This is a genomic window from Nonomuraea monospora (genome assembly GCF_039531895.1).
Classification (GTDB): Bacteria; Actinomycetota; Actinomycetes; order Streptosporangiales; family Streptosporangiaceae; genus Nonomuraea; species Nonomuraea monospora.
Genome location: NZ_BAAAQX010000056.1, coordinates 1 through 18,479, shown reverse-complemented (window position 1 = coordinate 18,479; position 18,479 = coordinate 1). Strand labels below are relative to the sequence as shown.

Sequence of the window (18,479 nt, the reverse complement as noted above, 5' to 3'; positions counted from 1 at the left end):
CACTACTTGGCGCGACGATTCGCGGCCCATTCGACGGTTTTCTTCACCCCGGTCGACAGGTCGGTGCGCGGCTGCCAGCCGAGACCCTCGTGCGCGGGCACCGGATCGACCGCCATCGCCGGCAGGTCGCCCAGGCGCGGCGGCGCGAAGCCGGGCTTGTCCTGCGCGCCGGCCGCGTCGGCGATCAGCGAGTGCAGCCGCCGGTCGGTGGTCTGAATGCCGGTGCCGAGGTTGTAGCGGCGGCCGTTGCCGTCGGAACCGCACGCCCTGACGAAGCCGTCCACCACGTCGCCGACGTAGATGTAGTCGCGGGTCTGGGTGCCGTCGCCGTACAGGACCGTGGGCGTGCCGGCGAGCAGGGCGTCGGTGAAGATCGCCACCACGCCCGCCTCGCCCTCGGGCGACTGGCGCGGGCCGTACACGTTCGACAGGACCAGCGTGGTGTACTCGATGCCGTACAGCGCGCGGAAGGTGGCGAGGTAGATCTCGCCGCTGAGCTTGGAGGCGGCGTACGGCGAGCGCGGGTCGGTGGCCGCGTCGCCGGGCACCGGGATCGTCGCCGGCCGGCCGTAGACGGCCACCGAGGAGGCGAACACCACCTTGCGGGTGCGCCCCTCGTGCGCGGCGTTCAGCACGGCCGCCGTGCCCTCAACGTTGAGCCTGGCGTCGTGCGCCGGGTCGGTCACGCTCTTGCGGACGCTGATCTGGGCCGCCAGGTGACAGACGACCTCCGGCTGCAACTCGGCCATCAGCCCGACCAGCGCCGGATCCCTGATGTCCAGCTCGTGCAGCCGGAACCGGTCGCTGCGCGCGGCCTCCAGCAGGTTGTCACGCGAGCCGGACGACAGGTCGTCCACGACGTGCACCTCGTGCCCGTCGGCCAGGAGGCGATCGACGAGATTCGAACCGATGAAGCCGGCACCCCCGGTGACCAGAACGCGCATGGAGGAGATCCTAGTCCGCCAGCTCGGACCTCACCTGCGCGATCCGGGCCAGCACCTTGGAACGCAGGTCCGCCGGGACCGGGTCGCAACCGCAGTGCTTGTGCACCAGAGCCTTGATCGCCTTGTCGAGGTCGTACTCCTTCAGGCACGGGCTGCACTCGTCGAGGTGCACGCGGATCTCCGCGACGTCCCCCTCGGTCAGCTCGCCGTCGAGGTAGGTGTAAACCTTGTCGAGGACCTCGCGACAGTCGGTGTCGTGCGGGTTGCCACAGCTCATTTCGATCCCTCCGCCGGGACCAGGCCACGCTCGCGAGCATAGTCCTCAAGGAGGCCCCGGAGCTGCCTGCGTCCTCTGTGCAGCCTCGACATAACGGTGCCGATCGGAGTGCCCATGATGTCGGCGATCTCCTTATAAGGGAAGCCTTCGACGTCGGCCAGGTAGACGGCGATCCTGAACTCCTCGGGCAGGGCCGCCAGCGCCTGCTTGATGTCGCCGTCGGGCAGGTGCTCCAGCGCCTCCACCTCGGCCGACTTCAACCCGCTCGAGGTGTGCGACTCGGCGCGCGCGAGCTGCCAGTCCTCGATCTCCTCGGTGCCCGACTGCTTCGGCTCCCGCTGCTTCTTGCGGTAGCTGTTGATGAAGGTGTTGGTCAGGATGCGGTAGAGCCACGCCTTGAGGTTCGTGCCCTGCTGGAACTGGTGGAACGACGCGAACGCCTTGGCGAAGGTCTCCTGAAGCAGGTCCTCCGCGTCCGCGGGATTTCGGGTCATCCGGAGCGCGGCGGAGTAGAGCTGCTCGAGATACGGCATGACGTCGCGCTCGAATCGCTCGCTTCGCTGCTCCAGCGTCTCCGCGCCTGTCGCGGGCACCGGACCCACCCCCCTAAGATCACCGGTGGCCGGCTGTGGCGGAACACCGTACTCAGGGGAGGATACCCGCTGGCCCGCGACCACCCGGTCAGCGGGCTGGGGTTCTACCAATGTGAGCATGCTCGTCGCAACACGCCCGCGCCCTTGTCTGTTCCCGCAAGATAGAAGGTACGAAGGACCCGGTGCGGGGAACGTCATACGTACCGGCTGGTAGCCCTTTTTCCGGAACCCAGGAGTCGCGTGTGCTGCCCATTCCGGCCGAGGAACTGAACGGCTCAGGGACGCTCGGGCCGTACTGGACCTTCTACCGCGCCGTCGCCGCCGAACAACTCAACCGATGGCTCCCCGGCGAACCCTCCGTGATCCTCGATCTCTCCGGCGGCCGGGGCAAATGGTCCGGCCAGGCCGCCAGACTGGGGCACCGGGTGATCGAGGTGCTCGACTTCCGCCGGACCCCCGACGGGCTGTCCCGGCTGCGCGACGCCGACAGGGTCCGCCACGTACGCGCCGACGACCTGGCCTTCCTCCCCGACGCGAGCGTCGACGCGGTGCTCGCGGAGGAACGCGTCATGTCGATCGAGCTGATGGCCGAGTCCGCCATGAACGACGTGGCCAGGGTGCTGCGGCCCGGCGGCCGGGCGCTCGTCTGCGTCGACTCGCTGGTGCTCGGCATGGCGATCCTGGCCGAGCAGGAGCAGTGGCAGCACCTGCGGCAGACCGGCGAGGTCATGCTCGTGCCCTGGCCCGACGGCAGCATCACGCGCTGCTTCAGCAGCGGGCAGTTGCGCGAGCTGCTGATCGGGGCGGGGCTGGAGGTCGAGTGGATGCGCCCGCGCACCGTGCTGTCGCCGTCGACCGTCGACCACGTGCTGAGCTCCGACGCGCGGGCGCTCAACTACCTGGTGCGCACCGAGCTCGAAGCCCAGCCCAACGACGACGACACGGTGGGCATCCACCTGGTCGCCAGCGCCCGCCGTCCCTCCTAGGGCCCTTTTGATGCCTTTCAGGGCCTTCAGGGCCTTCAGGGCCTTCAGGGCCTTTCAGGGGCGACCCGCCGTAGTCACCGCGCCGCCGTTCTTCGTGTTCGGCGGCGTGCGTCCTTCCTCGGACCGGTACGTCCTCAGCGGCGGCGCTCCTGCTTGCCCTGGCACTGCACGCAGCGCGCGGCCTCCGGACGGGCCTCCAACCGCCCCTCCGGCACCGGCCTGGCGCAGTCGACGCACCTGCCGTACACGCCTTCGTCGATGCGCTTGATCGCCTCCATGATCGCCTGGCGTTGGGCGGTGGCCACGGTCAGCATGGCCTGGGCACGGTCGGCGTCGGTCAGGTCAGAGCCGGCGTCCGCCGCGGAGTGCTCACGCACCGCGACGGGGTCGCCCTGGAGGACCCCGATCGAACGATCCAGTTCCGCGAGCATTTCTTCCAGCCGCTCACGAGCGGTCGTGACGTCCACGAATCCGCACCTCCGGGTGAATGAGGGCAACCCGCAGCTAGGACTCCCCGGATGTCCCGCCCGGTGCAATTTAGGGGGCATTTCTGGCGGTGACACCGAGTAAACGGATGCATCGCTTTCCTCACCGGATGCCCACTAACCGCGCTTCTTACACCTTTAGAAAAGCGCGGTTTCCTCCTCTTCAGGGAGAGGTTTGATGAGGTCCGGGCCATTGTTCCGGACGTTGTTGACATCCGTGGACACCGCGTACGCGGTCAGCCGCCCCGGCTCCGCCGGCACCAGCAGCCGCCCCGCCTGCTCGGTGTCGGTGAGCTTGGGGTCGAGCCACTCCGACCAGTGATCGCGGTCGATCATCATGGGCATCCTGTCGTGGATGCGGCCGAGCTGGTCCTCCGCGTTCGTGGTGATGACGGTGCAGCTCACCAGCCACTTCTGCGGATCGTCGTCGTCGCGCGACGGGTCCTTCCAGAACTCGTACAGGCCCGCCATCGCCAGCACCCCGCCGTCGGCCGGGTGGATGAAGTACGGCTGCTTCTTCTTCTTTTCGCCCTCCACGGGCATCCACTCGAAGTAACCGTCGGCCGGCAGCAGGCACCTGCGCTTGGCGAACGCCTGCCGGAACGACGGCTTCTCGGCCAGCGTCTCGGCCCTGGCGTTGATCAGCCGCGAGCCGATCGACGGGTCCTTGGCCCACGGCGGCACCAGGCCCCATTTCACGATCTTGAGCTGCCGCACTCCCCGCTCGGCCTCCTTGGGCACGCGGCTCAGCACGGCGTAGACGTTCTTGGTGGGCGCGACGTTGTAGTCGGCCCCGAGCTCCTTGTCGGGCTCGCCGTCCTGCTCGACCTGGAACTCCTCGAGCAGCTCATGCTTCTTGCGCGCCGAGGCGTATCTACCGCACATGACCCCACACTGCCACGTGACGGCCGCACCCGCATGCCCGCCGCGGCGACCGAGAACTCGGTCCCGAGCACGAACGTCACCCGATCCGGATGCCGCTCCCGCAGCGCCGTCCCCATGACCTTCACCTCTGCCACGTCCTCGCCCCTGGCCACGGGATGGGAGGTCTCCAGCCTGTGACCCCTCCCCGCCACGGCCAGTAGTCTTTGACCATGCCCGCACCGCACTGGCCCGCCCCGACGGCGACCGCCCCGGTCACCGCCACCGTCCCGCTGCCCGGCTCCAAATCGGTGACCAACCGCGCGCTCCTCCTCGCCGCGCTCGCCGACGGCCCCGGTGTCGTGCGCCAGGCGCTGCGCAGCCGCGACGCGGACCTCATGGTGGCGGCGCTGCGAGCCCTCGGCACGACGCTGACGCCCATGCGGGAGTCCTCGGCGGGCGTCGACTGGCAGGTGACCCCGGGCCCGATCCGCGGCGGCGGCCACGTGGACGTCGGCCTGGCCGGCACGGTCATGCGGTTCGTACCTCCGGTGGCCGCCCTGGCCGACGGCCCCGTCTCCTTCGACGGCGACCCGCACGCCCGCAAGCGCCCCATGGGCCCCATCCTCGACGCCCTGCGCTCGCTCGGCGCCAGGATCGACAACGACGCGCTGCCGTTCACGATCAGCGGGCCGCTGTCGGGCGGCGAGGTCACGCTCGACGCGTCCGGCTCGTCGCAGTTCGTCTCCGGTCTGCTGCTGGCGGCGGCGCGCTTCGAGAAGGGCATCACGATCCGCCACGTGGGCCCGCCGGTGCCCTCGCTGCCGCACATCGAGATGACCGTGGAGATGCTCAGAGCGGTGGGCGTCCGGGTCGATGCAGGCGAGCGCGACGTGTGGCGGGTGGAGCCCGGCCCGATCGCGGCCAGGGACATGACGGTGGAGCCCGACCTGTCCAACGCTGCCCCGTTCCTGGCGGCGGCCCTGGTGACGGGCGGCACGGTCACGATCCCCGCCTGGCCGCTGCGCACCACCCAGGCGGGCGACGCCCTGCGCGACCTGCTCACCACCATGGGCGCCACGGTCACCCGCACCCCCGGCCTGGCGGCGCCCGGAGCCGACTCTGCGGGGCCCGCCGCTTCCGGCCTGACCGGGCCCGGCGCCTCCGACCCGACCGGGCCTGGCACCGCCGATCTGGTGCCTGGCACCGCCGATCTGGTGGTCACGGGCACGGGCCGGGTCTCCGGCATCGACGCCGACCTGCGCGACGTGGGCGAGCTGACCCCGACGATCGCCGCCCTGGCGGCGCTGGCCTCCACCCCGAGCCGCATCCGCGGCGTCGCCCACCTGCGCGGCCACGAGACCGACCGCCTCGCCGCACTCGCCACCGAGATCAACCGCCTCGGCGGCGACGCGGAGGAGACCGAAGACGGCCTGATCATCCGCCCCCGCCCGCTGCACGGCGGCACCTTCCACAGCTACGACGACCACCGCATGGCCACGGCCGGCGCGGTGATCGGCCTGGCGGTGCCTGAGGTGCGGGTGGAGAACATCGCGACGACCGCCAAGACCCTGCCGGAGTTCGTCCAGATGTGGACGGCGATGCTGGAATCCCGATGACCGGCGACGCCCAGACCCCGCTGACCGGTGGTGCCGGCAGCCCGGCAACGTCTCCCGGCGGCTGGTTTCGCCCGGGGCACGCCGGGCACTTCGGAGAAGGGCGGCACGTGACAGCGCGCTGCCCGCATGGCGACCGAGAGATCCACCAGCACGACACCGCCACCCGTCCAGGCCAGGGTGGCGTCCGCAGCATTCACACCGGCTACACATACACGCATACGGTGAGCACCGCCCGCACGTGCCGTCCCTTCGCGAGCCCCGTGCGGCGGCGCCACGCGGGCCGCCCCTCGCCCGGCGGCGGCACAGGTGAGCCGGGCCGACGCGACAGCCTCGCCTCGCGGCACGGCCGTCACCATCACACGCGGGCAGCACAAGCATCACGACCACCACAAGGACAGAGGGGAAGCGAGCGCATGGGAGCGGACCGCTGAGAAAGCGGGAATACGACGAGGACGACGTACGGGTCAGGCCGGGCAAGGGTTCCCGCCCGAGGACCCGCATTCGTCCTGCGCACGAGGACGCCGTGGAAGGGTTCGTGGTGGCGGTCGACCGTGGCCGCTACACGACGCTGGTCGAGCCGGAACGCCCGAAGGGGTCGGCCCAGAAACGCAAGCCGCCGCAACGCCGGCTCGTGGTCGCCATGAAGGCGCGCGAGCTGGGCCGCAAGGGCATCGTCGTGGGAGACAGGGTGGCTCTGGTGGGAGACGTCTCCGGCCGCCCCGACACGCTGGCCAGGGTCGTACGCGTGGAGCCGCGCACGTCGATGCTGCGCCGCTCGGCCGACGACACGGACGACACCGACGGCATCGAACGTCCGGTCGTGGCCAACGCCGACCAGCTCGTCATCGTCACCGCCCTGGCGGACCCGCCGCCGCGCCCCCGCATGATCGACCGGATCCTGGTGGCGGCGTTCGACGCCGAGATCGACACCCTGCTCTGCCTCACCAAGTCCGACCTCGCGCCGCCCGACGAGCTGGTGGCGCTCTACGAGCCGCTGGGCGTGCAGCACGTGGTGGTCCACAAGGGCGGCTCACTGGACGAGCTGCGCGACCACCTGGCCGGCCGCATCAGCGTCCTGGTGGGTCATTCAGGCGTCGGCAAGTCGACGCTGGTCAACGCACTGGTGCCCGACGCCAACCGTGCGGTCTCGCACGTCAACGCCGTCACCGGCCGTGGCCGCCACACCTCCACCTCGGCCGTGGCCCTGGAGCTGCCGGAGGGCGGCTGGATCATCGACACGCCCGGCGTGCGGAGCTTCGGCCTGGCGCACGTGTCGGTGGAGACGGTGCTGGCGGCCTTCCCCGACCTGGTGGAGGGCACGGTCGACTGTCCCAAGGGGTGCGCGCACCTGGATGAGGACTGCGCGCTGGACGCGTGGGTGGCGGCGGGCAAGGCCGATCCGGCGCGGCTGGAGTCGCTGCGCCGCCTGCTCGCCAGCCGCGAGGGCACCCCGGACGACCCGTCGGGGTCGCGCCGTGAAGGCGCCCAGGACGAGTCGTCAGGGCTCCGGAGCGACGACAGCGCAGACGACCCTGCAGACGACGCCGCAGACGACACGCCCGGCCCCGACTACGACGACGCCACAGACGACGAGACGGCAGACGACGAGACCGAGGACGACGCGTCCCCGCCCCACCGCGAGCCCGTCCAGCACGACGCCTCCTGACCCCCGCCCGCCGCCCCTGCCGCCCGCTGCCGGGGCGCTGCGGACGGGGCCACGGGGGGCGGGGGCGGCACGGCAACGTCCCAGGTCGGACGCCGTAACCCTCAGGGCCGATGAGGCCGGAGCGTCCAGGTGACGGTCAGAGCGGACACCACGACACCCTCACCGTTCGTGATCTCCACCCCCACGTCGAACACCGGCCGCTCCCCCGCGTCCAGCGCCGCCACGATCTCCTCCCGCACCCCCAGCACCCGAGCCTCAGCCCGGACCTCCCCCACCGCCACCTTCCGGTACTCGATGGTGGCCGTGGTGGGCAACGGCACAGCCCGTTCGAGCTGATCCCCCAGCGCCGACAGCACAGCGGCCCCCGACGCGGACTCGGCGAGCGTGAAGAGCACCCCCGCGTGCGGCCCCGACACGTGGTTCCTGAATTCCGGACGGTCCGGTACGCGGCAGACCGCCCGCCCATCAGCCACCGATTCGAAGACGATCCCCAGAGTCCGGGCAAACGGAACTGTATCCAGCAGCAAGTCACCGACATCTACCGACATACTGCACATGCTACTGGCCAGTAACTGGAACGCGAGTTACCAGAAAAGGGGCGTTAGTGACTGATGTTCTGTATACCCGACACGGTAGCGTGGGCGATCGTGCAGGGTTATAACGATGATCTTCGTCTCGCGCATGTCATGGCGGACGCCGCCGATGACCTGACCATGCGACGGTTCAAGGCGGTCGACCTCAAGGTCGAGACCAAGCCCGATCTGACGCCGGTCAGCGACGCCGACCGCGCGGTGGAGGAGGCCATCCGGGGCACGCTGCGCCGTGCCAGACCCCGCGACGCGGTGGTGGGCGAGGAGTTCGGCAAGACCGGCTGGGGCGCCCGGTCGTGGATCATCGACCCCATCGACGGCACCAAGAACTACGTGCGCGGCGTGCCGGTCTGGGCCACGCTGATCGCGCTCATGGAGTACGGCAAGGTCGTGGTCGGCCTGGTGTCGGCGCCCGCGCTCGGCCGACGCTGGTGGGCGGCGACCGAGGGCGGCGCGTGGACGGGCAAGAGCCTGACCAAGGCGTCCCGCATGCGGGTGTCGTCGGTGTCCGCGCTGGAGGACGCCTCGTTCTCGTACTCGAGCTTCGGCGGCTGGGAGAAGCGCGGCAAGCTCGACAACTTCCTCGACCTGAGCCGCGCCTGCTGGCGCACCCGCGCCTACGGCGACTTCTGGTCGCACATGATGGTCGCCGAGGGCTCGGCGGACCTGTCGGCCGAGCCGGAGCTGTCCCCCTGGGACATGGCCGCGCTCACCGTGATCGTCGAGGAGGCCGGCGGCGTCTGGACCGACACCGCCGGCGTGAAGGGCCTGGAGGGCGGCAGCCTCGTCTGCACGAACGGCGTCCTGCACGACGAGGTGATCAACCGCCTCAACGGCACCTCGATCAGAAGCTAGCCACGGGGCCGCAGCAGACCCGCCCGCGACCGGATGGCCTCGGTCGCGGCGTTCAGCTCCCGTTCATCCTTGATGGTCACGTTCCCCTCGTACGTGACCCCGCCCGGCGGGTCGTCGTGCCCGACCGGGTCGGCGTCCCAGAAGTTGCCCCGGAAGACGACGTCCTCCAGCGGCGGCCCCACGTGCAGGACGGACGTGTTGTCGGCGCGCATGACGACGTTCTCCTCGACCGTCACCCCGCTGGCCCCGTAGTCGAGGTAGAGCCCGAAGTTGTACGGCGTGCGCGTGTCCGTGATCACGTTCCCCCGCACCTCGGCCCCCTCGCCCTGCGGCCCGCTCAGGTACACCCCGCCCCCGTCTGCGAGCACCTGCATGGTGTCCACGGTGAGGTTGCGCAGGATCCGGATGCCCTCGCCCGTCCCGGCGACGATGCCGCAGTGCGGCACCTCACGGACCTCGTTGTGCGCGACGACGCAGCCCCGCGTGCCGGTGACGGCGATCCCCGGCGACCCGCTGAACTCCAGCCCGATCCGCCGCACCCGGTTGTCCTCCAGGGTGGTCGCCCGGCTGCCGGACACCACGATGCCGCCGGCGGACAGCGTGTCGAACTCGCAGCCGCGCACGCTCAGCCCTTCGCCCCCGGACACGCCCAGCCCTGACGCCCCGAGCCGGGTGAACCGGCAGCCCTCGACCGCCGCCCCCACCGTGTCCTCGAACCGCACACAGGCCGGGACCGTGACGGAATCCCGAGGAAACGTCACGCTGGCGCCCTCTCCCAGGACGGCCGTCTCGACGCCGCCACCCTCGTAGTAGCCGCTCCCGTGGTAGTGCACGAACCCCTCGGGACGGTTCGGCCGCGACCAGGTGGCGTCCGCGAACACCAGCCCCTTGAACGCCACCTCCCGCGCCCCCGCGACCCGCACCAGCGTCTCCAGGACCGGCGCGATCACGACCGTCCGCGCCGGATCCTCGCCGGGCAGCGGCAGGTACATCAGCACGTGATCCCCCGGCCGCGACCGGTCGAGCACGAAGGTGCCCGGCTCGCGCAGGAACGCCGGATCGTTCTCGATCGCCGTCGGCAGCCCGGGCCCGCGCGAGGTGTTGCCCTCCCACGTGGAGTTGTACAGCTCGACGGCCCGCCCGAACCCGGGCTCGGCCATCGTGATCACCGTCCTGCCCCCGTCGGCCGAGGCTCCGGCCATCGCCAGCCGCGCCTCCGTCCAGGGGTAGACGCCCCGGTGGACGAACTCGGCGTTCCGCCACCCGAGCGGCTCCGCGCTGTCCGTGACGTATCCGGTCGCGGTCGCCTCCGCCGCCCCCGGCAGCCCGGGGACGGCGGCGCGGGCGGCCCGGCGGCCGTCCACGTAGAGCTGGCGGAACTCCAGGTCGCCGACGCCGGCCAGCCAGACGCCGTCCCGCTCCCGCCACTCCTTGATCGGCCGGCCGCCGCTCACCACCGGCTCCTCCTGCTCGGCGGTCCCGTAGCCGTAGGCCTCGTAGACCGTCCCCGAGTCGGCCTCCGTGAGCTCGAACGGCCGGGTCAGCACGTGCACGCCGCCCCTCAGCCGTACGACGACGTCGCCGGCGGCCTCGCGGGCCGCGGACCGGGCGCGCTCCAGCGTCAGGAACGGACGCGTCGCGGAGCCCTCCCAGGAGTCGTCGCCCTCGGGAGACACATGGAACATCTCAACCACCTCCGCCTTGTATATGCCGTACACAGAGGAGTACACCATAAACTAGGAGGCATGCCAACAAGCCAGGACCCCGTCGAGTTGCTGTGGCACGAGGAGGAGCCCGAGCCGCGGCCCGGGCTGAGCGTGGCCAGGATCGTGCGCGCCGCGGTCGAGCTGGCCGACGCCGAGGGCCTGGAGGGCCTGTCCATGCGCAAGGTCGCCGACCGGCTGGGCTACACGACCATGTCGCTCTACCGCCACGTGCCCGGCCGCGACCAGCTCGTCGATCTGATGAGCGACGAGGTGATGGGCGAGCACCCGCCGGCCCCGCCGCAGGAGGAGGGGTGGCGGGCCAGGCTGGAGGCGATCGCCAGGCAGGCGTGGGAGATCCGCAAGCGGCACCCGTGGCTGGCCGAGGTGCGCGGCACCCGCCACCTGCCGGGCCCGCACGGCGTCGCCCGCTACGACGAGATGCTCGCCACGCTCACGGGCACCGCGCTCAGGCCGTCCGAGGTGATCGCGACCATCGGCCTGCTCGGCCGGTTCGTGGACGCGGAGGCGCTGGTGCTGGTCGAGAGGCAGCGCGAGGAGCGCCGCAGCGGGGTGTCCGAGGAGGAGTGGTGGGGCGGCCGCGACAGCCTGTACGAACGCCTCGACCGCTACCCCGCGATCACCCACCTGTGGGAGTCCGGCGGCTGGGACCAGCCCGAGGACTCCTTCGAATTCGGTCTGCGCCGCCTCCTGGACGGCATCGAGGCCCTCGTCCAAGAACGTGACGAATCCCGTGATGAAACATGCAGGGAGTGCGGCAAGGCACTGGAGCCCGCCGCGTCAGGCCGTCCCCGCGTGTACTGCTCACGCGCGTGCCAGCAACGCGCCTACCGCAAGCGCACTGCGACCTGAACCTGAAAGCAGCCCGTCAGAGCGCCAGCACCCGCCGCACCGCCCCCATCAAGCTCTCCCGATAACCCCCGCCGTACAGCACCACATGCACCAGCAGCGGATGAAGCTGATGCAGCGGCACCCGCTCCCGCCACCCCTCCGCCAGCGGCCACTCCTCCCGATAGGCCCCCATCACCCGATCCAGATACGGCAGCCCGAACAACTGCAACATCGCCAGATCCGTCTCCCGATGCCCCCCATGCGCGGCCGGATCGATCAGCACCCCGCCCCCACCGGCCCACAGCACGTTCCCGCTCCACAGATCCCCATGGATCCGCGCGACCGGCTCAGCAGGCCCGGCCACCTCCCCGATCCGCCCCACGGCCCGCTCCACCAGCGCGACCTCGGCCGCGGGCAACCCGGCGACCCGCAGGAACGGCAACACCCGCCGTTCACCGTAGAAGGCGGGCCAGTCGTCGCACGGCGAGTTGTCCATCGGCAGCTCGGCGATGAACCCGGCCCACGGCGCCCCGAACGCGGGCGCCCCGGCCCGGTGCAGCCGCGCCAGCGACCGCCCGAACCGCTCGGCCGCCGCCGCGCCGGGCCGCTCCTGGCGTACCCAGGACAGCACGAGCCGGTCGGGCCGCACCTCGATCACCTCGGGCACCGTGGCGGCCTCGCCCAGCCAGCGCAGGCCCGCGGCCTCGGAGGCGAACAGCTCCGGGGCGGCGTCGCCGCTCTTGGCGAACACCTCGCGCCCGTCGTCCAGCACGCCCCGCCGCAGCCGCCGGCCGTGCGACGAGCCGAGCTCCTCAGTGAATCTCATCGAGCGCGCCGGCGACGTGCTTGGCGACCCCCTCGGCCGCGGCCTCGACGAGCCCCAACACCTCCTCGAACCCCTCCCGGCCCCCGTAGTACGGATCGGGCACCTCGGCCCCGTCCGGCGCCGCGAGGTCGAACGAGCGGAACAGCCGCACCTCCACCCCGGCGGGCGCCAGCCGGCGGAGGTTGGACAGGTTGTCCCTGTCCATGGCGAGGACGAGGTCGTAGCGGTCGAACCAGTCCTTGGTGAACTGCCGGGCCCGGTGCGTGGACCCGTCGTAGCCATGATCGGCGAGGATCTCCAGCGCCCGTTCGTCCATCGGATCGCCGACGTGCCACCCGCCCGTCCCTGCGCTCTCGACGACGACACGCTCGGCCAGGCCGCGGTCGGCGAGCGTCTGACGGAGGACGACCTCGGCCATCGGCGATCGGCAGATGTTCCCCATGCACACCACGCATACGCGATAAGTCATAGCCCCCATCATGAGGGTGACCTGGTGCGTTCACCGAACGTTCACCCTCGATAGGGGGTCTGAGTCACCTTCACTGCATACCTTCATGGCGACTAAGGACCAAGTGGGAGGAACCCAACCGTGAAGTATGCAGGCCGGCTCGCCGCCGTCGCCGTCGTCGGCGCGCTCTCGCTCGCTGCGTGCGGCACAGACAACAACACCGGCGCCGGGAGCACCAGCTCCGCCGGCGCCAGCGCACCCGCCGCGGGCAACGACAACGGTGGCCTGAGTGGCACGATCAACGCCGCGGGCTCCTCGGCCCAGGCCAACGCGATCACCGAGTGGACGAAGAACTTCACGGCCACGAACCCTGGTGTCACCCTGAACTACCAGCCCAGCGGCTCGGGCGCGGGCGTGCAGGCGTTCATCCAGGGCACGGTGTCCTTCGCCGGCTCCGACTCGGCGCTGAAGGAGGACGAGCCGACCCAGGCCAACGCCCGGTGCAAGACCGGCAACGCCATCAACATCCCGATGGTGACCGGCCCGGTCGCGGTCGTCTACAACCTGCCCGGCGTCGAGGGCCTGCAGCTGTCGCCCAAGACGCTCGGCGGCATCTTCAACAGCACGATCACCAAGTGGGACGACGCCGCCATCAAGGCCGACAACCCCGACGCGACGCTGCCCTCCACCCCGATCCAGGCCTTCCACCGCTCGGACGAGTCGGGCACCAGCGACAACTTCACGAAGTTCCTCAAGGCCACCGCCGAGTGGCCGTACGAGCCCGCCAAGGCGTGGCCGGCGGAGGCCAAGGGCCAGGGCTCCAAGGGCTCCGACGGCATCGCCTCCTCCGTCAAGGACACCGAGGGCGCGATCAGCTACGTCGAGCTCTCCTACGCCGAGAACTCCTCGCTGCAGAAGGCCAAGGTCGCCAACGGCGCCGGCGAGTTCGTCGAGCTCACCCCGGAGAGCGCGGCCAAGACGGTCGAGACCGCCGAGGTCAAGGGCACCGGCAACGACCTCGCCCTGTCGATCGACTACGCCACCAAGACCGCGGGCGCCTACCCGATCGTCCTGGTGACCTACGAGATCACCTGCGAGAAGGGCCTGCCGGCCGAGGAGGCCAAGGTCGTCAAGTCCTTCCTCCAGTACACCTCCAGCGACGAGGGCCAGGCGGCGCTCAAGGAGCTGGGCTACGCCCCGCTCTCGGGCGGGCTGCTGACCAAGGTCCGGACCGCGGTCGAGGCGATCTCCTAATCCCCCATGGCGACCAACGTACAGACCCGTGACGGCGGGCCGGCCACGAGCCGGCCCGCCTCGCGGCGCAGCCGCGGTGAAGCGCCTTTCCGTTTCCTGTCGACCGCGGCCGGCGTCACCCTGCTGGCGATCATGGCGGCCATCGCCGTGTTCCTCATCAGCGAGGCGATCCCGGCCCTTCAGGCGAACAAGGCCAACTTCTTCTCCGAGCTGACCTGGGAGCCCAACGCCAGCCGCGAGTTCGGCATCGCCGCCCTGGCGTTCGGCACCGTGCTCAGCTCCCTGCTCGCGCTGATCATCGCGACCCCGATCGCGGTCGGCGTGGCCCTGTTCATCTCCCACTACGCGCCGCGCAAGCTGGCCGCCCCGCTCGGCTACCTGATCGACCTGCTCGCCGCCGTGCCCAGCGTGGTGTACGGCCTGTGGGGCGTGGCGTTCCTGGTGCCGCTGCTGCGCACCCCGTCGCAGTGGCTCAACGAGAACCTCGGCTGGTTCCCGCTGTTCGCCGGCGACGGCATCATCGGCGGCAAGACCATGCTCGCCGGCGCGATCGTGCTGGCCATCATGATCCTGCCGATCATCGCGGCCATCTCGCGCGAGGTGTTCCTCCAGGCGCCGAAGATGAACGAGGAGGCGGCGCTCGCGCTCGGCGCGACCCGCTGGGAAATGATCAGAATGGCCGTGCTGCCGTTCGGCCGCCCCGGCGTCATCAGCGCCGCCATGCTCGGCCTCGGCCGCGCCATGGGCGAGACCATCGCGGTCGCGCTGATCTTCCCCGCCACGTTCGAGATCAGCTTCCAGATCCTCACCCCGAACGCCAACAGCATCGCCGCGAACATCGCCAACGGCTTCGCCGAGGCCAACGACATCGGCCGGGGCGCCCTGATCGCGTCCGGTCTGGTGCTGTTCATCATCACGCTGCTGGTCAACATGGCCGCTCGGTTCGTGATCAACCGTCGCAAGGAGTACGCGAGGGCCGGCGCATGACCACGATCCAACACATCTCCACCAGCCGCCGCATCAAGGACCGGGTCGTCCAGGGCCTGGTCTATCTGGCGTTCGCGATGGCCGTGGTGCCCCTCGTCTCCGTGCTCTGGCTGGTCATCTCCAACGGCCTGGAGCGCTTCGACCTGGAGTTCCTGACGCACTCCATGAACGGCATCGGCGCCAGGGACGCCAACGGCGGCGCCTACCACGCCATCATCGGCACACTCCAGCAGGTGCTGCTGGCCTCCGTCATCTCGGTGCCCATCGGCCTGCTCACCGCCATCTACCTGGTCGAGTACGGCCGCAACGGCCGGCTGAGCCGCTCGATCAGCTTCTTCGTGGACGTCATGACCGGCGTCCCTTCCGTCGTTGCGGGCCTGTTCATCCTCGCGTTCTGGATCCTCTTCCTCGGCTTCGACTACTCCGGCTGGGCGGGCGCGATGGCGCTGTCCATCCTGATGATGCCGACGGTCGTGCGATCCGCCGAGGAGATGCTCCGCCTGGTCCCGGGCGACCTGCGTGAGGCGTCGTACGCGCTGGGCGTGCCGAAGTGGCGCACCATCGTCAAGGTCGTGCTGCCGACCGCGTTCACCGGCATCGTCACCGGCGTCATGCTGGCCGTGGCCCGCGTCGCCGGCGAGACGGCGCCGCTGCTGATGACGGTGTTCTTCACCAACTCCATCAACAACGACCCGTTCACCGGGCCGCAGATGGGTCTTCCGCTCTTCGTCTTCGACCAGGCGGCCCGTCCGAACGACACCGCCATCGACCGGGCGTGGACCGGAGCGCTCACGCTCATCCTGATCGTCATGCTGCTCAACCTGGTGGCGCGCCTGATCGCCTGGTGGCGCTCGCCTGCCAGGGGCCGATAGGGGGAAACCGCCACAATGTCCAAGCAGATCCAGGTCTCGGGGCTGGACGCGTACTACGGGTCGCACAAGGCGATCGAGGACGTGTCCATGACCATCGAGCCCCGCTCGATCACCGCTTTCATCGGCCCTTCCGGGTGCGGCAAGTCGACCTTCCTGCGCACGCTCAACCGCATGCACGAGGTCATCCCCGGCGCGCGCGTGGAGGGCAAGGTGCTGCTCGACGGCGAGGACCTCTACGCCCCCACCGTGGAGCCCGTCTCCGTGCGCCGCTCGATCGGCATGGTCTTCCAGCGCCCCAACCCGTTCCCGACGATGTCGATCTACGAGAACGTGGCCGCCGGCCTCCGCCTCAACAGGGGCCGCATCGCCAGGTCCGAGCTGGACGGCATCGTGGAGACCTCCCTCAAGGGCGCCAACCTCTGGAACGAGGTCAAGGACCGCCTCAGCAAGCCCGGCGCCGGCCTGTCCGGCGGTCAGCAGCAGCGGCTGTGCATCGCCCGCGCCATCGCGGTGCAGCCCGAGGTCCTGCTGATGGACGAGCCGTGCTCGGCCCTCGACCCGATCTCCACGCTGGCCATCGAGGACCTGATGGCCAAGCTGAAGGACCAGTACACGATCGTCATCGTCACCCACAACATGCAGCAGGCCGCCCGCGTCAGCGACCGCACGGCCTTCTTCAACCTGGCCGCGCAGGGGCAACCCGGCAAGGTCATCGAGATGGACGAGACGTCGCGCATGTTCACCAACCCGACGCAGAAGGCGACCGAGGACTACATCACGGGGCGCTTCGGCTGATGACCCGACAGCAGGCGGCATCCACGATGAACGGGGACACGAGGACCAAGCCCGTACTGCTCATCGCCGACCCCGACGACTCCGTCGTGGACGACGTGGCCACGGCCCTCGAACGCGAGGGCGTGGCCGTGACCGGAGCCCCTGACGGCGCGCAGGGGCTGCTGCAGGCAGGCGCCCTCCAGCCGGACGTGGTTCTCGTCTCGGCCACGCTGCCGGTCATCGACGCGGTCGAGTTCGTCCGCGCCGTACGGGGGGCCCGGGCCGTGCCCGTGCTGCTCGGCGTCGGCGAGGGGCACGCCGAGCAGGCCGTACGCGCGCTCGCGGCCGGCGCCGCCGCCTGCGTGGCCAGACCCTACAGGGTGCCTGAGCTGCTGCCGTTCATCCAGGCGGCCTCGCCCGAGTCCCGCAAGGTGCTGGCCGTGGGCGGGGTCGAGCTGGACGTACAGGCCTATCAGGTACGCGTCGCCGGGCGGGCCGTGCACCTGCCGTTGCGCGAGTTCGAGCTGCTGCAGTACCTGATGCGCAACGCCGACCGCACGGTCACCCGCGAGCAGATCATGCGTCACGTCTGGCACGCCGCCGCCAACACCTCGACGAACACCATCGCGGTGCACGTCAAGCGGCTGCGGGCCCGCCTGGGCGACGAGGACGACCAGCTCATCCAGACCGTGCGCGGCGTGGGCTACCGGCTCGTCACGCCCGGCATCGCCGGAAGTCACGCATGATCCGCTCGGCCACGCCTTCGACCGTCGCGATGCCGTACCCCACCTCAGGGCTGCCCTCGGTGAGTACGGCAACGGCGTAGTCGCGCCCGTCACTTCTGATCAGCCCGACGCTGATCGTGGCCCAGAGCTTGTTCGAGACGCGCTTGAGCCAGCCGTTCTTCAGCGCCACCCGTTCGCCCCGGCACGCGGCGGCGCTGACGCCCCAGTCCTGGCCGTCCACGACCGCGCCCATGAGCCTGAGCACCTGCTCGCGTTCCGCCGCCTTGAGCGGGCTCTTCCCGGACACCAGCGCCTGCATGAGCCGCACCTGGTCGTCCACGGACGTCTGCGTGATGCCCCAGCAGTACAGGTCGACGCAGCTCCCCGGCACGCCCCGGGTGTGCTTCAACCCGAACGCCTTCCCCGCCGCGCTGAACCCCTCCGCGCCCCCGATCCGCACCCACAGCCGGTCGGCCGCGTGGTTGTCGCTGTAGCGGATCATCTGCTCGGCGTCGCGCCGCACCTGCGCGGGAAGCTTCTTCCACGGCGTACGCAGCAGCAACGCCATGAGGATCTGCACCTTGGCCGTGCTGGCCGTGATGAGCCGCTCGCCCGCGTGGTACCGGTAGACCCGCCCGGTCTCCAGCTCCTTCACCATCGCCGCGACCGCCCCAGGCCGGCCGGCCAGGAAGCCGTCGAGCCGCTTGGAGATCCGCTTGGCCGGCACCTTCACCACCGTCTCGCTGTTCAGGCTCTCCTCGGCCAGCCGTAGCCCTTGAACGGCCGCGGACTGGCGCACAGTGGACGCCGCGACAGGAGAGGGCACGGTGGCGGCACCGACCTCGGCCGGCGCCTGGTTCTTGGCCGTCAGCAGCGGAGCGACCAGGGCTAGCACGATGATCAGTCGTGGTATCGCTCTCGCCCCGACCGCGATCACTGCAGCATTATCACGAAAAATCGCGAGCCACCGCTAGACGCGAAACGAGAACGAAACAAGAAAGGGCCCCGACGCGTTGGGGTCGGGGCCCTTATCTGAAGATTGTCCGGCGGTGACCTACTCTCCCACACCCTCCCGAGTGCAGTACCATCGGCGCAGAGAAGCTTAACTTCCGGGTTCGGAATGTAACCGGGTGTTTCCTTCCCGCCATAACCGCCGTAACCC

At 70.4% G+C, this 18,479-nt stretch carries 19 protein-coding genes, 1 rRNA gene and 1 pseudogene; 10 read left to right on the top strand and 11 right to left on the bottom strand.

What is annotated here, in order from left to right; translation table 11 throughout:
* Positions 1-2: 2 nt before the first annotated feature.
* From ABD331_RS56065 to ABD331_RS56055, 3 genes are read right to left on the bottom strand one after another with little or no spacing between them, the layout of a single operon-like run.
* The gene (locus ABD331_RS56065; RefSeq protein WP_344494951.1) at positions 3-944 is read right to left on the bottom strand and encodes an NAD-dependent epimerase/dehydratase family protein; all 942 of its coding nucleotides are present in this window, start codon (positions 942-944) and stop codon (positions 3-5) included.
* A 10-nt stretch (positions 945-954) separates the two neighbouring features.
* Positions 955-1,221 carry a mycothiol system anti-sigma-R factor gene (rsrA, locus tag ABD331_RS56060; protein WP_148442147.1) on the bottom strand — a complete coding sequence of 89 codons (267 nt, stop codon included), beginning with the start codon at positions 1,219-1,221 and terminating at the stop codon, positions 955-957.
* Positions 1,218-1,823 carry a sigma-70 family RNA polymerase sigma factor gene (locus ABD331_RS56055; protein ID WP_043624264.1) on the bottom strand — a complete coding sequence of 202 codons (606 nt, stop codon included), beginning with the start codon at positions 1,821-1,823 and terminating at the stop codon, positions 1,218-1,220. Before ABD331_RS56055 ends, rsrA begins: the two co-directional genes overlap by 4 nt.
* Before the next feature lie 233 nt (positions 1,824-2,056).
* Here ABD331_RS56055 and ABD331_RS56050 point away from each other — a divergent pair, with 233 nt between their 5' ends.
* Positions 2,057-2,800: a methyltransferase domain-containing protein gene (locus ABD331_RS56050; RefSeq protein ID WP_185101009.1), complete on the top strand. Its 744-nt coding sequence runs from the start codon at positions 2,057-2,059 to the stop codon at positions 2,798-2,800.
* A 134-nt stretch (positions 2,801-2,934) separates the two neighbouring features.
* Here the strand turns inward: ABD331_RS56050 and ABD331_RS56045 are convergent, their stop codons facing one another.
* A complete protein-coding gene (locus tag ABD331_RS56045; protein ID WP_344494944.1) occupies positions 2,935-3,267 on the bottom strand; it encodes a TraR/DksA family transcriptional regulator in 333 nt (110 codons plus the stop codon).
* Between the two features lie 156 nt (positions 3,268-3,423).
* Complete coding sequence (locus tag ABD331_RS56040) at positions 3,424-4,170, bottom strand: SOS response-associated peptidase (protein WP_344494942.1); 747 nt, start codon at positions 4,168-4,170, stop codon at positions 3,424-3,426.
* Positions 4,171-4,379: 209 nt separating this feature from the next.
* Here ABD331_RS56040 and aroA point away from each other — a divergent pair, with 209 nt between their 5' ends.
* Positions 4,380-5,765 carry a 3-phosphoshikimate 1-carboxyvinyltransferase gene (gene aroA, locus ABD331_RS56035; RefSeq protein WP_344494940.1) on the top strand — a complete coding sequence of 462 codons (1,386 nt, stop codon included), beginning with the start codon at positions 4,380-4,382 and terminating at the stop codon, positions 5,763-5,765.
* 427 nt (positions 5,766-6,192) lie between these two features.
* A pseudogene (gene rsgA, locus ABD331_RS56030) lies at positions 6,193-7,224 on the top strand (ribosome small subunit-dependent GTPase A); the annotation flags it as partial.
* Between the two features lie 308 nt (positions 7,225-7,532).
* Here the strand turns inward: rsgA and ABD331_RS56025 are convergent.
* On the bottom strand, positions 7,533-7,979 hold the full coding sequence (locus tag ABD331_RS56025; RefSeq protein ID WP_344494938.1) for a DUF4442 domain-containing protein: 447 nt from the start codon (positions 7,977-7,979) through the stop codon (positions 7,533-7,535).
* Between the two features lie 63 nt (positions 7,980-8,042).
* Between ABD331_RS56025 and hisN the strand changes: the two genes are divergently transcribed.
* A complete protein-coding gene (gene hisN, locus ABD331_RS56020) occupies positions 8,043-8,876 on the top strand; it encodes a histidinol-phosphatase (protein WP_425566278.1) in 834 nt (277 codons plus the stop codon).
* On the opposite strand, the gene ABD331_RS56015 is transcribed toward hisN, so the two are convergent.
* Positions 8,873-10,561: a right-handed parallel beta-helix repeat-containing protein gene (locus ABD331_RS56015; RefSeq protein WP_344494935.1), complete on the bottom strand. Its 1,689-nt coding sequence runs from the start codon at positions 10,559-10,561 to the stop codon at positions 8,873-8,875. The two genes, hisN and ABD331_RS56015, sit on opposite strands and share 4 nt — an antisense overlap.
* Before the next feature lie 60 nt (positions 10,562-10,621).
* Between ABD331_RS56015 and ABD331_RS56010 the strand changes: the two genes are divergently transcribed.
* The gene (locus ABD331_RS56010; protein WP_344494933.1) at positions 10,622-11,452 is read left to right on the top strand and encodes a TetR/AcrR family transcriptional regulator; all 831 of its coding nucleotides are present in this window, start codon (positions 10,622-10,624) and stop codon (positions 11,450-11,452) included.
* A 16-nt stretch (positions 11,453-11,468) separates the two neighbouring features.
* Here the strand turns inward: ABD331_RS56010 and ABD331_RS56005 are convergent, their stop codons facing one another.
* Both ABD331_RS56005 and ABD331_RS56000 read right to left on the bottom strand, forming a co-directional pair.
* The gene (locus ABD331_RS56005) at positions 11,469-12,257 is read right to left on the bottom strand and encodes a fructosamine kinase family protein (RefSeq protein WP_344494931.1); all 789 of its coding nucleotides are present in this window, start codon (positions 12,255-12,257) and stop codon (positions 11,469-11,471) included.
* The gene (locus tag ABD331_RS56000; RefSeq protein WP_344494929.1) at positions 12,244-12,726 is read right to left on the bottom strand and encodes a low molecular weight protein-tyrosine-phosphatase; all 483 of its coding nucleotides are present in this window, start codon (positions 12,724-12,726) and stop codon (positions 12,244-12,246) included. The genes ABD331_RS56005 and ABD331_RS56000 overlap by 14 nt, the downstream gene beginning before the upstream one ends.
* A 120-nt stretch (positions 12,727-12,846) precedes the next feature.
* On the opposite strand from ABD331_RS56000, the gene pstS reads away from it, so the two are divergent.
* Genes pstS through ABD331_RS55975 form a run of 5 tightly spaced genes read left to right on the top strand, consistent with a single transcriptional unit; the run spans position 12,847 to position 17,338 of the window.
* A complete protein-coding gene (pstS, locus tag ABD331_RS55995) occupies positions 12,847-13,959 on the top strand; it encodes a phosphate ABC transporter substrate-binding protein PstS (RefSeq protein WP_344494926.1) in 1,113 nt (370 codons plus the stop codon).
* 6 nt (positions 13,960-13,965) lie between these two features.
* A complete protein-coding gene (pstC, locus tag ABD331_RS55990; protein ID WP_344494924.1) occupies positions 13,966-14,946 on the top strand; it encodes a phosphate ABC transporter permease subunit PstC in 981 nt (326 codons plus the stop codon).
* Complete coding sequence (gene pstA, locus ABD331_RS55985; RefSeq protein ID WP_344494922.1) at positions 14,943-15,818, top strand: phosphate ABC transporter permease PstA; 876 nt, start codon at positions 14,943-14,945, stop codon at positions 15,816-15,818. The genes pstC and pstA overlap by 4 nt, the downstream gene beginning before the upstream one ends.
* Positions 15,819-15,833: 15 nt before the next feature.
* Positions 15,834-16,613, top strand: a complete 780-nt coding sequence (gene pstB / locus ABD331_RS55980) for a phosphate ABC transporter ATP-binding protein PstB (protein WP_344494921.1) — start codon at positions 15,834-15,836, stop codon at positions 16,611-16,613.
* Positions 16,614-16,639: 26 nt separating this feature from the next.
* On the top strand, positions 16,640-17,338 hold the full coding sequence (locus tag ABD331_RS55975; protein ID WP_344494919.1) for a winged helix-turn-helix transcriptional regulator: 699 nt from the start codon (positions 16,640-16,642) through the stop codon (positions 17,336-17,338).
* Here the strand turns inward: ABD331_RS55975 and ABD331_RS55970 are convergent.
* Together ABD331_RS55970 and rrf are read right to left on the bottom strand one after the other, a co-directional pair.
* A complete protein-coding gene (locus tag ABD331_RS55970) occupies positions 17,307-18,254 on the bottom strand; it encodes a serine hydrolase (protein WP_344494917.1) in 948 nt (315 codons plus the stop codon). The genes ABD331_RS55975 and ABD331_RS55970 overlap by 32 nt on opposite strands.
* 104 nt (positions 18,255-18,358) lie before the next feature.
* Positions 18,359-18,475: ribosomal RNA gene (rrf, locus tag ABD331_RS55965) — 5S ribosomal RNA — on the bottom strand.
* Positions 18,476-18,479: the final 4 nt, after the last annotated feature.

Bases quoted from the DNA above. Each gene is read 5' to 3' on its own strand.
- ABD331_RS56065 (WP_344494951.1), bottom strand. From the start codon at position 944: ATGCGCGTTCTGGTCACCGGGGGTGCCGGCTTCATCGGTTCGAATCTC.
- rsrA (WP_148442147.1), bottom strand. From the start codon at position 1,221: ATGAGCTGTGGCAACCCGCACGACACCGACTGTCGCGAGGTCCTCGAC.
- ABD331_RS56040 (WP_344494942.1), bottom strand. From the start codon at position 4,170: ATGTGCGGTAGATACGCCTCGGCGCGCAAGAAGCATGAGCTGCTCGAG.
- aroA (WP_344494940.1), top strand. From the start codon at position 4,380: ATGCCCGCACCGCACTGGCCCGCCCCGACGGCGACCGCCCCGGTCACC.
- ABD331_RS56025 (WP_344494938.1), bottom strand. From the start codon at position 7,979: ATGTCGGTAGATGTCGGTGACTTGCTGCTGGATACAGTTCCGTTTGCC.
- hisN (WP_425566278.1), top strand. From the start codon at position 8,043: ATGTTCTGTATACCCGACACGGTAGCGTGGGCGATCGTGCAGGGTTAT.
- ABD331_RS56015 (WP_344494935.1), bottom strand. From the start codon at position 10,561: ATGTTCCATGTGTCTCCCGAGGGCGACGACTCCTGGGAGGGCTCCGCG.
- ABD331_RS56010 (WP_344494933.1), top strand. From the start codon at position 10,622: ATGCCAACAAGCCAGGACCCCGTCGAGTTGCTGTGGCACGAGGAGGAG.
- ABD331_RS56005 (WP_344494931.1), bottom strand. From the start codon at position 12,257: ATGAGATTCACTGAGGAGCTCGGCTCGTCGCACGGCCGGCGGCTGCGG.
- ABD331_RS56000 (WP_344494929.1), bottom strand. From the start codon at position 12,726: ATGACTTATCGCGTATGCGTGGTGTGCATGGGGAACATCTGCCGATCG.
- pstC (WP_344494924.1), top strand. From the start codon at position 13,966: ATGGCGACCAACGTACAGACCCGTGACGGCGGGCCGGCCACGAGCCGG.
- pstA (WP_344494922.1), top strand. From the start codon at position 14,943: ATGACCACGATCCAACACATCTCCACCAGCCGCCGCATCAAGGACCGG.
- pstB (WP_344494921.1), top strand. From the start codon at position 15,834: ATGTCCAAGCAGATCCAGGTCTCGGGGCTGGACGCGTACTACGGGTCG.
- ABD331_RS55975 (WP_344494919.1), top strand. From the start codon at position 16,640: ATGAACGGGGACACGAGGACCAAGCCCGTACTGCTCATCGCCGACCCC.